Here is a 13,702-nt window from a genome sequence, read left to right on the forward strand (position 1 = left end):
GGTCACCGGAACCGGCGGCCCTCGTCCCGGCGGTAGGCCCAGCCGGCCAGCAGCGCCAGCGCCACGGTCCACACGACGAACGCGACGACGGCCAGTGGCAGCGGCGCGGCCCCACCGACCGCCCAGATCAGCAGGTCGCGAGCGCCCCGCGTGGGCAGCAGGGCGGACGCCGTCTGCAGCCAGGCGGGGAAGATCTCGGGGGGCATGAGCAGCCCGCCGCCGAAGGCCATCGGGAAGAAGACGAGCTGGGTGACCGGCAGCGCGACCTTCGTCGGCAGCGAGTAGCCGATCGCGAGCCCGCCGAACAGGAACGGCAGTCCCGCGACGAGCAGCATCCCGACCGCGGCGAGCAGCCGTCCCGGCGGGACGTACGCCGGGGTGAACAGCGCACCGAGCACCACGACCGGCAGCAGCCCGAGCAGCGCGAAGAACGCGCCGACCGCCAGGCGTCCGACGATCCGGGCCGTCGGCGGGGCCGGCAACGTCCGCAGGTAGGGGTCCCACGGCTGCTCCCGGTCGTTCGCGACGCCCACGCCGAAGGTGAACAGGAACCCGCTGAGCACGCCGAACAACGCCAGCTGGGCCACCGACACCGTCGCCTGTGCCGGGTCGTCGACCCAGTCGAAGGGCAGCACGAAGAACGCCAGCACCAGCGCCGGGAACAGCGCCGTGGACAGCACCGCGACCGGGATCCGGAGCTGCTCCAGGACCAGGTAGCGGGCGTGCGCGACGACCAGTGTCACGAGGTCTCTCCCGTCAGGCTGAGGAACGGGTCCTCGAGCGACGCCTGTGCCACGCCGAGATCGGCGAACGCCGCGCCGGACCGCACCAGGTCACGGACCAGCTCGTCGGCGTCGGCGGTGTGCAGGGTCCAGCGGTCGCCGTCCCGCTCGGCGAGGTCGACGCCGGGCAGGTCCGGCAGCGCGATGGCCCGCACGGTGACCCGGCTGCGCCGGACCATTCCGCGGACGGCCGTGACGTCGCCGTCCGCCCGGATCCGGCCCTGCGCGAGGACGACGACGCGTTCGGCCAGGGTCTCGATCTCGTCCAGGTAGTGGGTGGTGAGCAGGACGGTGCCGCCGCCCGCGTGGAACTCGCGGACGGGGTCCCACAGGGCCCGGCGGCCCTCCACGTCGAGTCCGGTGGTCGGCTCGTCGAGCAGCATCAGCCGGGGACGCCCGGCGAAGGCGAGGGCGAGCGCCAGCCGTCGTCGCTGCCCGCCGGACAGTCCGCCCGACTGACGGCGCTCCAGCCCGTCGAGACCGAAACGGGCGAGGAGCTCCCCGGCCGGGACCGGGTCCGGGAAGTGCTCGGAGACGAACCGGACGATCTCGCCGACCCGCAGTGTCTCCGGCAGGCCGGTCTGCTGCGGGGTCGTCCCGAGCGCGACGCGGTTCGCCGCCACCCGCGGGTCACCGCCGAACAGCCGCACCGTGCCGGAGTCCGCCCGGCGCAGCCCGGAGACGAGGTTGACCAGCGTCGACTTGCCCGCCCCGTTCGGGCCGAGCAGCCCGGTGAGGCTGCCGGCCTCCAGGACGAGGTCGACGCCGTCGAGGGCGACGGTGCCGCCGTAGCGGCGGGTGACGCCGTCCAGCACGACGGGTGCGCTCACGACCCGACCTCCTCGTCGACCTGCGGGGACAGCAGGGTGCGCAGTGCGGTCGTGTAGTCCTCGAAGGCACGACGCCCGGTTCTCGTCAGCTCGACATAGGTGACCGGGGTGCGGCGCTGGTGGGTCTTGGTGATCGCGACGTAGCCGGCGTCCTCCAGCTTGCGCAGGTGCGTCGAGAGGTTACCGGCGGTCATCTCCAGCACCTCCTGGAGACGGGGGAAGGTCATCCGGTCGCCGTCGGCGAGCGTCGCGAGGGTGGCGGTCACGCGGAGCCGGGCCTGGGCGTGGATGACGGGATCGAGCTCGCTCATCGGCGGACCCGCCGCAGGACGCCGGTCGCGATCATGGCGCCGCCCCCGCCGAGACCCATCAGCAGCGAGTTCCAGGGAAGCGGCGTGAACGCCGACACCACGGCGATCACCTGCAGCGCGAGGCCGAGCCCGTAGTCGAGCCGGCTCCGCCAGAACGCCCCGCCGAGGGTGTACATCGCCCCGACGACGAACACGAACAGCGCGGGCGCGAGTACCCCGACCCCGGGTCCGCCGAGCCGGGCCAGCGCGCCGACCAACACGCCGGTGCCGATCATCGACAGCGTCCAGGCCCACCCGTACATGGCCCCGAAGTGCTGCGTGGGACCCGCGACGCCGCGGCCGAGCCGGGCGCCGAGCACTCCGGACGCGATCATCGACAGCACGATCACCGCCGCCGTCGCGATGCCGGCCGCGGTGTCCGGCCAGACCCCGAACCCGGCCCCGGACCACGCGAGGCCGATCACCATCCAGACGACGCCCCACACCACGAAGAACGGCGCGATGTCCGGTTCCTGGCGGGCCTGCTCACGCTTGATGATCGCCAGCGCCTCGGCCGGTGAGGCGGGTGGCTGCTCGTCGACGTCGGTGTGCGGTCGGTCGTCCACGGGTTCCCCCTCTGGATGTGCCAACTGGTTTGTGGCTACATCTAGTTTGTAGCACAAAGTGGTTGGTGGTGTCCAGGGGACGGGTCCGCGCGGTGGCGTCGTTGCACGCCGCTACCCTCGGAGGCGTGACCGCCACCGAGCCCTCGCGGGCCGAGAGCCCGGCTCCCGACGGTGCCGCCGCCCCCGCATCGCGCCACGGACTCGTCCGGCAGCTCGGCAGCTTCGTCGTCATCGGCGCGCTCTCGGCAGTCGTCGACTTCGGCTTCTACCACCTGCTGCTGAACCTGGGCCTGTGGGTGCCGGTGTCGAAGGGGATCAGTTTCGTCCTCGGTACGACGACGGCGTACCTGCTCAACAAGCGCTTCACCTTCACCGGCGCGAACACCGGCGGCAAGGGCCGGTTCGCGGGCTTCGTCGCCCTCTACGGGACGACGTTCGCGGTGAACGTCGGCGTGAACTCCCTGGTGCTGCACCTGCTCCCGCCGCTGGAGTACGGCACCTCCCTGGCCTGGCTCATCGCCCAGGGCACCGCCACCGCGATCAACTTCGTGATGCTGCGCTACGTGATCTTCAAGGACTGACCGGCGGCCTCCATTTCCCGGGTCGCCGCCGCACGGTGTCCTCGGTCGCCGCACCACGTCCCGGCCACCGCACCCCCTGACTGGGCGCCGCACCCTCTCGCCGGCTGGCGCACCCCCTGACCGGGCGCCGCACCCTCTCACCGGACGACGCACCCGCCGCGGCCGGTGCGCGGACCGGTGACGGGGTGCGCCAAGCGCTCGCACAGCCGCGCGACCATGCCTTCGGGCCCGGTGTCCGCGATCTCCGACCAGATCCAGCGCACGACGACGAGCCCGCACTCCCGGATCCGGTCCTCCCGGCGCTTCTCCTCCCACAGGATCTCCTCGACGTCGTCGCCCGGCCGCAGCCCACGGCCGTACTTGGTGCGGCCGTCGAACTCCCCGACGACTCCCGCATCCGGCCAGGCGAAGTCCGTCCGGTAGGGGAGCCCCGGCACCTGCCACTGCGTGACTGGGACCGGCAGCCCGGCCACGTGCATGCGGTAGCGGCTGCGCGACTCGCCGGGGCTCTCGGAGAGGTCGTCGGCGAGGGAGAGCACCCGTCGCGCGGGTGGGGCGCCACGACGACCCGCGAACCGGTCGATCGCCGCCCTGATCTCCTCGGCGGTCGTGGCTCCGGGTGGTGGAGGTTCGCCGGGGTCCCGTATCCGGTGCCGGTGGAGCGCGGCGTCGAGGGTCACCAGTGCCCGCTCCGCAGACACCGTCCGGGCGAGATCGGCGATGGTCCGCGCCGGTGAGGTGACGCGGAGCCCGTCGATCTCGACGACGTCGGTCTCCGGCAGCGGTGCACAGTGGACGTGGGTGCCCGCCCGGACCCGGCCGCCGCCGCGCCGGTCCCTGGTCAGGTGCAGCCGGGTGAGCGGCACGCTCCAGAACGGGAGCCGGAACAGCAGACCGGCGGTCACGTGGCTGAACGCCGCCCCGGCGGCCAACCCCGGCTCGGCACCGCGGGCGCGCAGGACGTGCATGCCCGCCGGGGACGGCGTGGTCCCGTCAGGGAGCCGGTACACCCCACGGCGGACGGCGAGGAGGGCGCCGGTCCGCACGAGGCGGTCGATCTCGTCGGGGCCGTGCCCGGTGGCCAGCAGGGTGTCTCGGCGGAGCAACCCGGCGCGGTCCGGGCGGAGGGTGTCGAGCGGGTCCATGCGCATGACGATGCGCCGCAACGCCATGGACCGGGAGGGGCCGTCCTCCAGCCTGTGGACAACCTGTGGAAAGAGGCTGCATTGTGGACAACTCCGCCGACGATGAACGCGTGCGAGCCCGTCCCCGCGCACCCCGTCAGCGCTCCACGCACCCCATGACAGGTCATGGCACCCCACGCGGGGGGTGCGCCGGCCGGTCACGGGGTGCGTCGGTTGGTCACGGGGTGCGTCGGCCAGTCACGGGGTGCGTCGGCCAGTCACGGGGTGCGCGGGCCGTGACGGGGTGCGCGGGGCCGAGTGCGTCGACCCACGATCAGCTGATCCGGCCGTGACGGGCGCGGGGGTGTGGAGGCGAGTCCGGGAGGACAGGGGCGTCAGGCGCGGTCGAACCGCTCGTCGCGGCCCTCCTTCAGCAGGCGCAGCCAGTCGCGGAAGCCGCGCGGGTCCCGCTTCGTCACCAGGAAGTACCAGGCGAACCTCGGCAGCTCCAGGAGCCCGATCCGGCGCATCCCCGGCTGGCTCATGAGGTAACCGCGGTTGCGGTAGGTGTAGTAGCGCTTCACCGGGTCGCCCGGATCCTGCGCGTGCAGGCGCCCGCCGAGCATCGGCTTGAACTCGTCGGATCCGTAGGGGTGCAGGTAGCCGGCGTGCAGCGCGGTGCCGAACGGCAGTCCCGAGCGCACCATCCGGCGGTGCATCTCCACCTCGTCGCCGCGGACGAACAGCCGCAGGTCCGGGACGCCGATGACCTCGAGCGTCGAGGCCCGGAACAGCGCACCGTTGAAGAACGACGCGATCCCGGGCAGGAGCTCGGGGTCCCCGTCACCGGCCGTCAGCGCCGACCGGGTGCGGTGCCAGGTCACGCCCCGGCGCAGCGGGAACGCGAGACGTTCGGGGTCGGCCTTGTCGGCGACCACGGGGGACACCGCGGCGAGACCGCGGCGGTTCGCCAGGTCCAGCAGGGTGGCCAGGGTGGACTCGTCGGCGGCGTGGCCGTCGTCGTCGGCGAGGAACACCCAGTCCGCGCCCAGCGCGAGTGCGTGCAGCATGCCCAGGGCGAACCCGCCTGCGCCGCCGAGGTTCCGCCAGGACGGCCGCCAGGTCGTCGGCAGCGGGCAGGCGTCCACGGCCGCGCGGGCAGGCTGGTCCGGTCCGTTGTCGACGACGATCAGGTGCGAGACCGGGTGGGTCTGCTTCGCCATCGCGGTGAGCGAGTCGACCAGGAGGTCGGCGCGGTGCCGGGTGACGATGACGCCGACGACCGAGCCCGGCGGCAGGGGAGCGTTCACGCGGTCCCCTCGAACGGCGTCCTGCCCTTGTAGTGGTCGAGGACCTCCTGCAGCGGACCGTACTCCTTGATCGTCCCGTGCTCCATCCACAGCGCGGTGTCGCACAGGTCCGCGAGGAACTCGTCGGAGTGGGAGGCGAACACCAGGATCCCGGAGCGGTCGACCAGCTCGTGGAGGCGGCCGCGGGCCTTGTTCAGGAACTCCGCGTCGACGGCGCCGATTCCCTCGTCGAGCAGCAGGATCTCCGGGTCGATCGACGTGACGACGCCCAGTGCCAGCCGGACCCGCATACCCGTCGAGTACGCCCGCAGCGGCATCTCCAGGTAGTCGCCGAGCTCGGTGAACTCGGCGATGTCGTCCATCCGTGCTTCCATCTGCTTCCGGGTCATGCCCAGGAAGAGCCCACGGATGACGATGTTGTCGAAGCCGGAGATCTCCGGGTCCATCCCGACCGCGAGGTCGAAGATCGGCGCGACCTTGCCGCGGACGGCGGACCGGCCCCGGGTCGGTTCGTAGATGCCGGCCATGAGGCGGAGCAGGGTGGACTTGCCGGCGCCGTTGTGGCCGACCAGCGCCACCCGGTCCCCGCGACCCAGCTTCAGCGTGATGTCGCGCAGCGCCTCGATGATCGGCACCTTGGCGTCGGTGCCGATCCGGCCACCGGCGCGTCCAAGGACGGACTTCTTCAGCGACCGGGTCTTGGCGTCGAAGATCGGGAAGTCGACTCCGGCGCGGTCGATGCGGATCTGGGGTTCATTCACAGCGGCTCACACCCAGTAGGCGACGCGGGAGCGGTAGTTGCGCAGGCAGACCAGCGCTGCGACCCAGCCGACGATCGTGATCAACCCGGCCACCAGCCAGTACCGGCCGACGATCTCCTGGCCGAGCAGCGGCTCGCGCAGGATCTCCAGGAAGTGGAAGACCGGGTTCAGTTCGACGAGTGCGGCACGCTCCCGCGCGGCCTCGTTGTCCTTGAGGATGTCGATCGACCAGACGATCGGCGTCAGGTAGAAGACCAGCTGGGTCACGCTGGCGATGATCGGCGGGATGTCCCGGAAGCGGGTCGCGAGGATCCCGGAGAGGATCGCGATCCAGGCGCCGTTGATCGCGAGCAGCGCGAACGCCGGGACGGCGAGCAGCACCTCCCAGCCCAGCGGCCGCGGGAACACGACCATCAGCACGGCCCAGACGACCATGTTGTGCAGGAAGAACAGCGTCTGCCGCCACACCAGCCGGTAGATGTGCAGGGTCAGTGGCGCCGGGAGGAACTTGATCAGTCCCTCGTTCGAGATGAAGACCTCGCTGCCCTCGAGGATGCACCCCGAGACGAAGTTCCAGATCAGCAGGCCGACGGCCACGTGCGGCAGGAACGTCGCGATCGGGGTCTCGAACAGCGCCGAGTAGAGGATGCCCAGCCCGAGCGCGATGACGCCCATGCTGATCGAGATCCACAGCGGGCCGAGGACGGAGCGCCGGTAGCGCTGCTTGATGTCCTGCCAGCCGAGGTAGCCCCAGAGCGGTCGCTGCCGCCAGCCGGCGGCGAGATCCGCGAACGCCCGGCGCCAGCTGCGCGGGCTCGACATCTCGGACGGATCGACGAGGTCGCCCGGCTCGTTGTCGGTCACGGTCACGGCCACCCGACGAGGGTACTCACGGCCCTTCGCGCGGCCCGGCAGGGGCGGCCCCTGCCGGGCGCGGGCGAAACCGCAGGTCGGAGCCGGGTGCGCCGGGTCCGGACCCGCGGACGGCGGACCGGCCGCGTCGTCCGGGTCAGAGGTACTGCCCGGTGCCCCGGCCCATGCCCTCCGGCATGCCCTGCTCCGGGCCTGCCGACATGCCCGGCGGGAGCCCGCGGCGCATCTGCTCCAGCTGCGCGCGGGCGGCCATCTGCTGGGCGAACAGCGCCGTCTGGATGCCGTGGAACAGTCCTTCCAGCCAGCCCACCAGCTGGGCCTGGGCGATCCGCAGCTCGCCCTCCGACGGCGTCGAGTCGGCGGTGAAGGGCAGGCTCAGCCGCTGCAGCTCCTCGCGCAGCTCCGGGGCGAGACCGTCCTCGAGCTCCTTGACGGAGTTCTCGTGGATCTCCTTGAGCCGGCTGCGGGAGGCCTCGTCCAGCGGGGCCGCCTTCACCTCCTCCAGCAGCTGCTTGATCATCGTGCCGATCCGCATGACCTTCGCGGGCTGCTCGACCATCGAGGCCGGGCTCTGCTGCTCCTCGTCCTCGCCGGACGTGGTGTCGCCGACCGGGCGGCCGTCGGCGCCGACCACCACGACCCGCTCGTCCGGGTTCTCCTGCTCGTCGCTCATGAGCGCCATTCTGGCCCCGGCGGGATCCGGGGCAACCTCAGGCGTCGGGGTTGCGGAGGATCAGCTTGCCGGTGACGCCGCCGTCGGCCAGCCGGCGGTGGGCGTCGGCGGCGTCGGCCATCGAGTACCGCTCGAAGACGACGGGGCGGACCCGGCCCGCGGGGAACAGCGGCCAGACCTGGTCGCGCACCTGCTCGACGATCTCGGCCTTCGAGTGCGGGCCCTCCACAGGGCGCCCGCGCAGGCCCATGGCGGAGACGTGTCCGCGCTTGGCGAGCAGCGCACCGATGTTGATCTCCGCCTTCACCCCGCCCTGCATCCCGATGATCATCAGTCGGCCGTCCTTCGCGAGGGCGGACAGGTTGTTCGCCAGGCCCTTGGCGCCCATGTTGTCGAGGATGACGTCGGCACCGTGCCCGTCGGCGGCCTTCTTCAGCTCCTCGGCGATGTCGTCGTGGTAGTCGATCGTGATGTCGGCCCCCAGCCCGCGACAGAACTCCAGCCGGTCGGCGTGGCCCGCGGTCGCCGCGACCCGCGCCCCGAACGCCGTCGCCACCTGGATCGCGTGCGTGCCGATGCCGGACGACCCGCCCTGGCCCAGGAAGGTCTCGCCCTCGGCGAGCCGCCCCTCCATGAACACGTTCGACCAGACGGTGCACGCGACCTCGGGGAGGCCGCCCGCGTCCTCCAGCGAGACGCCCTCGGGCACCGGCAGGAGCTGCGCCGCGGGGACGGCGACCTTCTGCGCGTACCCGCCGCCCGCGAGCAGGGCGCACACCTCGTCGCCGACGTTCCAGCCGGTGACACCTTCGCCGAGAGCGGAGATCCGGCCGGAGCACTCCAGCCCGAGGATCTGGGAGGCACCCGGCGGCACCGGGTAGTTGCCCTGGACCTGGAGCAGGTCGGCGCGGTTGACCGCGGACGCGACGACGTCGAGCACGACCTCGCCCGCGCCCGGCACCGGGTCCGGGACCTCCTCCCAGGCCATCTGCTCGGGACCGCCGTACTCCGCCAAGGTGATCGCCTTCATGGTCGTCGACGGTATTCCGTCGCGCCGTCCCGGGCGATCCGGCAGGGTCCGTGGACCATGGACGTGCTCCCGGCGCCGATCGACCCCGTCCCCGACCCGTGGCCGTTGTCGGGGCTCGTGCTGCGCACGCCGCGGCTGGAGCTGCGCCCGGAGGACGACGCGACGCTCCGCGAGTTCGTGACGATGCTCCACTCCACCGGCATCCACCCCGCCGACGAGATGCCGTTCCGGGCCCCCTGGACCGATGCCGACCCGCGGTACCTGGGGCACGGCGTCGCGCAGTACTTCTGGTCGAACCGGGCTCGGGCGGCGCCGGAGTCGTGGGCGGTGCAGTTCCTCGTGCGGGCCGGCGGCGCTGTGATCGGTCTGCAGGACCTGATGGCCGACCGTTTCGGTGTCCTCCGTGAGGTGCACACCGGCTCCTACCTGGGCCTGCGGTACCAGGGACAGGGGTACGGCACCGAGATGCGGGCGGCGGTGCTGGCGTTCGCGTTCGACCACCTCGGTGCGACGGCGGCGCGCTCGGAGTACGTCGAGGGCAACGCCGCGTCTGCGACCGTCTCCGCCCGGCTCGGCTACGTGCACGACGGCACCGCACTCACGGCCACCCGTGACCGTCGGACGGTGGAGCACCGGCAGCTGCTGGCCCGCGAGGCGTTCGTCCGGCCCGGGTGGGAGCTCGGTGTGCGGGGCTATACGACGGAGCTCGCGGACTTCCTGGCCGCCGATCCGCCGCGGGTCAGCTGAAGACCAGGTCCCGGTGGCGTGGCAGTCGCAGCCACACCTGCCCGCCCACCAGTAGTACGGCGAGCACGGCGAACCACTGCACCGCGTGCACGGCGGGGACGACGTCGACCGGCAGCGCGTAGGCGGCCACCACACGGAGCGCGGCATCGGCGAACAGGCCCAGGGCCCACCACGCGGTGAGCCACCGCCAGATCGTCCGGAACCGGGACGAGTCCGCCCACCGGCGGTCCCACCCGTCGGGATCGTGCCCGGCCCGGCTCAGTGCGATCCGGCCGATCGTGAACAGCGCCGGACGTGCGGTCGGCACCGTGACCAGCAATGTCGCACCGAGCGCCGCCGTGACGAGCCCGTCCCGGGCGAGCAGCACTCGTTCGTCCCCGCTGACCAGCGAGGTCGCCGCGCTCGCGACGCACAGGACCAGGACGAGCACCGCGAACCACTCGACCCGCCGGTGCCGGACCAGCACGTACGACGCCCGAACCGCGGGGGCGGCCGCTCCCGCGAGCAGCGCGGTCCCGGCGCCGACGCCGGACGCGCGCAGGCCGTAGAAGACCGCCAGCGGTGCGACGACGTCGATCCCGACCGTTGCGAGCAGCTCGCGCCGGTTCACGACGTCACCAGCGCCGTCATCCGGTCCGCCACCCGCTCCGGGAACTCCCCGGGCAGCGCGTGCGAGGCGTCCGGCCACAGCTCGACCGTCCCGCGTGGCAGCAGCCCGGCGCGCTCGCGGGCCCGGCCCGCGTCGAGCATCGTGCTGCGCCCGCCCAGCAGGACGAGCGTCGGTACCGCGACCGCGCGGACGTCCGCGGGCGAGGGGAGCGGTGGGAACGGCACCGCGGACGCGTAACCGGACATCCCGGCGTCGATCAGCTGCAGGACGGGATCGTCTCCACTCGCGCCGCCGTCGCCGATCCGGTCGAGGAACCGGCGCCGCATGCGGGCCGGGGCCCCGGGCAGCGCGCCGACCGAGGCCACGACTGTCCCGAGCGGGAGGCGGGCGAACGTGTTCGCCGGTTCGAGCAGGGTGAGCGTCCGCAGTCCCCGTGGTGCGCGCCGGGCCAACTCGAAGGCGATCCGGCCGCCCATCGACGTCCCCACCAGGTGGAACGACGGCAGGTCCAGCCCGTCGAGCAGCGCCCGCAGCCAGCGGGCCTGGTCGGCGACGTCGCGGATCGGCACGTCCTGGTGGCTCGCGCCGGGCCCGCCCAGCGGGTCGACCAGGTGCACGGTGCCGAGTCCCCGCAGCGACGGCACGTTCGGTGCCCAGCTCAGCCCGGGCGCGCCCGCTCCGGGAAGCAGGACGAGCGGGTCCCCGGACGCGCCCTCGCAGGTCAGTACCCGGACGGTGCCGTGGGTCGTCCCGACGTCCCGCGCGGTCGACGGCGGCAGCGTCGCGACCGCTGCGTTGTGCAGCGCGCGGTACCGGTCCCGTGCCGCCGGGCCGGTGAAGTGTCCGGTCCGCATCGCGCCCCCTCCTTGACGATACGATCGGACTGTAAAGAGCGGCTCGGCTGTATGCAAGCCGATCGGATTGCAACGAGGGGATGCGGGTGCCGAGAGTCGTCGATCACGGGCAGCGTCGCGGCGAGATCGCGGAGGCGCTCTGGCGGGTGGCGGCGGACGAGGGCCTGGAGGCGGTCAGCCTGGCCCGCGTCGCGCAGGAGGCCGGTGTCTCCAAGGGCCGGGTCCAGCACTACTTCACCTCGCGCGACGAGCTGCTCGGCTACGCCGCACAGCAGCTCCAGCTCCGTATCGACGAGCGGATCCGCGCGCGGCTGGCCGCCGCCCGACCTGCGACGCCGCTCGACGAGGTCCGCGCGCTGCTGGTCGCGCTCCTCCCGCTCGACGACGCCGCCGCCACCGACGCGCGCGTCGGCTCGGCGTTCCTGATCCGAGCCCTCGGCGACGCGGCGATGGGCGAGACCTACCGTTCGGGCAACCGGCTGATCCGCGAGGCCGTCGCCGGCCGCCTGGACGCTGCGCACGCGCAGGGCGAGATCGACGCCGTGGACGCCGAGCAGGAGGCGACGGTGCTGATCGCGCTGGTCGGTGGGCTGGCCGAGGGGATCCTGCTCGGTGAGTACGCCCCGGCATCCGCTGTCGGGACCGTCGAGCACCAGGTCGGGCGGCTCCGCCGCCCGTGAGTGATTGTGTGTCGGCCAGGACCGACTCAAGCACTCACGAGGGGATGTGTGGGTCAGCCGAGGGTGCGGGCGGCGAAGGTGTCGCAGGCGTTCGGGTCGCCGGTCTGCAATCCGGTGGTGAACCACCGCTCGCGCTGGGCGGAGCTGCCGTGCGAGAACTGGGACTCGTCGACCCGGCCGCTGCCCAGGGTCGACTGGATGTGGTCGTCGCCGATCTTCTCGGCGGTGTCGAGCGCCGCGTCGATGTCGGACTGGTCCAGCTCGGTGATCAGCGGCCGGCCGGAGTCGCCGGGGACCGTCGTCGCGTGGTGGGCCCAGACACCGGCGTAGCAGTCGGCCTGGAGCTCGAGGCGGACCGAGCCCGAGGTCGGGCCGGTCTCGTTGCCCACGCGGCGGTTGGTGCCGAGCAGGTTCTGGATGTGGTGGCCGTACTCGTGCGCCATCACGTACGACTGCGCGAACGGGCCGCCCTGCGCGCCGAACCGGGTCTGCAGGTCCTCGAAGAACGTCAGGTCGATGTAGATCTCGGAGTCGGCCGGGCAGTAGAACGGACCGCTGTCCGACGTCGCGGAGCCGCAGCCCTGGGTGCTGACGCCGCCGGAGAAGAAGTTCGTCCGCGGCCGCTCGAAGCCGGACGAGAACTGGCCCGCCCAGAAGTCGTCCAGGGAGTTCACGACGGCGACCATCCGGCAGTCCGTCGAGTTGTTCGCCGACGCCCCGGTCGCGCAGTTCTGCGCCAGCGACGAGCTGTCCGCGGTCTGGCCCGCACCGACCTGGTCGAGGCTCGGGTAGCCGCCACCGGCGGCCATGCCACCCATGTCGACGCCCGCGAAGTTCGACAGCAGCAGGTAGATGACCAGGCCGACGATCCCGAGCCCGCCGCCGGCGCCGGCGACCCGGCCACCGACACCGCGGCCACCGCCGCCGGAGCCACGCAGGTCGTCCACACCGGACGTGTCCAGCCTGGCGTTCTCGTCGAACCGCACGCCGACCTCCCGAAGCCGAGTCGGGAAGATCCCACCACACCCGGCCTGCCCGCACACCGGCGATCCGCCCGTCGGGGGTCAGCCCCGGCGCCAGGCCGCGGGGCTCCGCCGGTGCGCCGTGCGGAAGCGTCGGACGAAGTAGCCGGCATCCCGGTAGCCGACCCGCCAGCCGATCTCCGTGACCGTCAGCTCGGTGCCCACCAGCAGCCGCCGGGCCTCGCGCATCCGTCGCTCGGTGATCCACTGCTGCACGGTCCGGCCGGTCCCGCGGCCGACCACCGTCGTCAGGTGACCCGGCGTGAGCCCGAGCGCCGAGGCGACGTCGCGCAGCGAGATCGGGTCCCGGAAGCGTTGCTCGATCAGCTCGAAGACGGCGGCGAGCTGCGGGTCCGTGGCCTCGGCCGGGACGTCGTCCTGCAGGCGTCCGAGCGCGACGAGCAGCAGGGTGAGGTGGGCGCGGGCGGCCTCGGCGTAGCCGTCGCGCCGCTCGGTCAGTTCGGTGTCCAGCGCGTCGAGCCGGGCGAGCCAGCCGGGCCGGTCCGCGGGCGGGACGACCAGCCGCTGCGCCCCGCCACGGTGGTTGCCGACGAACGGTGCGAGCAACGGGTGCCCACGCCAGGACACCAGCGGCGCGGCCGCGTCCGGGTCGACCGCCTCCGCCGGGAAGAGGACGGTCCAGGCCGCCCCGGACGCCGGCGGATCGTCGTCGGCGGCGCCGATGACCGCCCCCGGTGCGACGACGAACGCGTCGCCCGCGGCGAGTTCCCACGCCCGCCCGTCGACGCGGCGGGTCCAGCGGCCCTCCACGAGGTGGATCAGGCACAGGAAGTCGTGGGCGTGCTCGCCGCGCATCCGGGGGACCTCCGCGAGCCCGGAACCCGACCCGCGCTGGACGACGATCGGCACCGGAGAGTGGATGAACCCCATCAGAGGCACATCGGAAGA

17 protein-coding genes are annotated in these 13,702 nt (G+C 72.9%); 3 read left to right on the plus strand and 14 right to left on the minus strand.

What is annotated here, in order from left to right:
• Window positions 1–2: 2 nt before the first annotated feature.
• Genes Ae150APs1_RS23075 through Ae150APs1_RS23090 form a run of 4 tightly spaced genes read right to left on the minus strand, consistent with a single transcriptional unit; the run spans window position 3 to window position 2,528 of the window.
• The gene (locus Ae150APs1_RS23075; protein ID WP_060574344.1) at window positions 3–743 is read right to left on the minus strand and encodes an ABC transporter permease; all 741 of its coding nucleotides are present in this window, start codon (window positions 741–743) and stop codon (window positions 3–5) included.
• Window positions 740–1,612 (minus strand): ABC transporter ATP-binding protein, encoded by an 873-nt coding sequence (locus tag Ae150APs1_RS23080; RefSeq protein ID WP_075300266.1) that lies wholly within the window; start codon window positions 1,610–1,612, stop codon window positions 740–742. The genes Ae150APs1_RS23075 and Ae150APs1_RS23080 overlap by 4 nt, the downstream gene beginning before the upstream one ends.
• Window positions 1,609–1,923: a transcriptional regulator gene (locus tag Ae150APs1_RS23085; protein WP_010243843.1), complete on the minus strand. Its 315-nt coding sequence runs from the start codon at window positions 1,921–1,923 to the stop codon at window positions 1,609–1,611. Before Ae150APs1_RS23085 ends, Ae150APs1_RS23080 begins: the two co-directional genes overlap by 4 nt.
• On the minus strand, window positions 1,920–2,528 hold the full coding sequence (locus Ae150APs1_RS23090) for a hypothetical protein (RefSeq protein ID WP_075300267.1): 609 nt from the start codon (window positions 2,526–2,528) through the stop codon (window positions 1,920–1,922). Before Ae150APs1_RS23090 ends, Ae150APs1_RS23085 begins: the two co-directional genes overlap by 4 nt.
• Before the next feature lie 125 nt (window positions 2,529–2,653).
• On the opposite strand from Ae150APs1_RS23090, the gene Ae150APs1_RS23095 reads away from it, so the two are divergent.
• Window positions 2,654–3,109, plus strand: coding sequence for a GtrA family protein (locus Ae150APs1_RS23095; protein ID WP_010243839.1), 456 nt, complete (start codon window positions 2,654–2,656; stop codon window positions 3,107–3,109).
• A gap of 137 nt (window positions 3,110–3,246) precedes the next feature.
• Here the strand turns inward: Ae150APs1_RS23095 and Ae150APs1_RS23100 are convergent, their stop codons facing one another.
• From Ae150APs1_RS23100 to Ae150APs1_RS23125, 6 genes are all read right to left on the minus strand, one after another.
• Complete coding sequence (locus Ae150APs1_RS23100) at window positions 3,247–4,254, minus strand: type IV toxin-antitoxin system AbiEi family antitoxin domain-containing protein (RefSeq protein WP_139317028.1); 1,008 nt, start codon at window positions 4,252–4,254, stop codon at window positions 3,247–3,249.
• Window positions 4,255–4,628: 374 nt separating this feature from the next.
• Complete coding sequence (locus tag Ae150APs1_RS23105; RefSeq protein ID WP_075300271.1) at window positions 4,629–5,543, minus strand: glycosyltransferase family 2 protein; 915 nt, start codon at window positions 5,541–5,543, stop codon at window positions 4,629–4,631.
• Window positions 5,540–6,304, minus strand: a complete 765-nt coding sequence (locus Ae150APs1_RS23110; protein WP_010243833.1) for an ABC transporter ATP-binding protein — start codon at window positions 6,302–6,304, stop codon at window positions 5,540–5,542. Before Ae150APs1_RS23110 ends, Ae150APs1_RS23105 begins: the two co-directional genes overlap by 4 nt.
• 6 nt (window positions 6,305–6,310) lie before the next feature.
• A complete protein-coding gene (locus Ae150APs1_RS23115; protein WP_075302466.1) occupies window positions 6,311–7,126 on the minus strand; it encodes an ABC transporter permease in 816 nt (271 codons plus the stop codon).
• Window positions 7,127–7,313: 187 nt separating this feature from the next.
• A complete protein-coding gene (locus Ae150APs1_RS23120; protein ID WP_202796476.1) occupies window positions 7,314–7,850 on the minus strand; it encodes a bacterial proteasome activator family protein in 537 nt (178 codons plus the stop codon).
• Between the two features lie 37 nt (window positions 7,851–7,887).
• Window positions 7,888–8,880 carry an NAD(P)H-quinone oxidoreductase gene (locus Ae150APs1_RS23125; protein WP_075300273.1) on the minus strand — a complete coding sequence of 331 codons (993 nt, stop codon included), beginning with the start codon at window positions 8,878–8,880 and terminating at the stop codon, window positions 7,888–7,890.
• 57 nt (window positions 8,881–8,937) lie between these two features.
• Between Ae150APs1_RS23125 and Ae150APs1_RS23130 the strand changes: the two genes are divergently transcribed.
• Complete coding sequence (locus Ae150APs1_RS23130; protein ID WP_075300275.1) at window positions 8,938–9,627, plus strand: GNAT family protein; 690 nt, start codon at window positions 8,938–8,940, stop codon at window positions 9,625–9,627.
• Here Ae150APs1_RS23130 and Ae150APs1_RS23135 read toward each other — a convergent pair.
• Window positions 9,620–10,237: a VC0807 family protein gene (locus Ae150APs1_RS23135; RefSeq protein ID WP_075300277.1), complete on the minus strand. Its 618-nt coding sequence runs from the start codon at window positions 10,235–10,237 to the stop codon at window positions 9,620–9,622. The two genes, Ae150APs1_RS23130 and Ae150APs1_RS23135, sit on opposite strands and share 8 nt — an antisense overlap.
• A complete protein-coding gene (locus Ae150APs1_RS23140) occupies window positions 10,234–11,091 on the minus strand; it encodes an alpha/beta hydrolase (protein ID WP_075300279.1) in 858 nt (285 codons plus the stop codon). The genes Ae150APs1_RS23135 and Ae150APs1_RS23140 overlap by 4 nt, the downstream gene beginning before the upstream one ends.
• Window positions 11,092–11,171: 80 nt before the next feature.
• On the opposite strand from Ae150APs1_RS23140, the gene Ae150APs1_RS23145 reads away from it, so the two are divergent.
• Window positions 11,172–11,771 carry a TetR/AcrR family transcriptional regulator gene (locus tag Ae150APs1_RS23145; RefSeq protein WP_139317029.1) on the plus strand — a complete coding sequence of 200 codons (600 nt, stop codon included), beginning with the start codon at window positions 11,172–11,174 and terminating at the stop codon, window positions 11,769–11,771.
• A gap of 53 nt (window positions 11,772–11,824) precedes the next feature.
• Here the strand turns inward: Ae150APs1_RS23145 and Ae150APs1_RS23150 are convergent, their stop codons facing one another.
• Both Ae150APs1_RS23150 and Ae150APs1_RS23155 read right to left on the minus strand, forming a co-directional pair.
• Entirely contained in the window at window positions 11,825–12,757 is a 933-nt protein-coding gene (locus Ae150APs1_RS23150; RefSeq protein WP_010226443.1) for a neutral zinc metallopeptidase, read from the minus strand.
• Between the two features lie 78 nt (window positions 12,758–12,835).
• A complete protein-coding gene (locus Ae150APs1_RS23155) occupies window positions 12,836–13,684 on the minus strand; it encodes an AraC family transcriptional regulator (protein WP_083680312.1) in 849 nt (282 codons plus the stop codon).
• Window positions 13,685–13,702: the final 18 nt, after the last annotated feature.

Origin of the sequence: Pseudonocardia sp. Ae150A_Ps1 (genome assembly GCF_001932315.1) — a bacterium.
In the GTDB taxonomy this organism is placed as follows: domain Bacteria; phylum Actinomycetota; class Actinomycetes; order Mycobacteriales; family Pseudonocardiaceae; genus Pseudonocardia.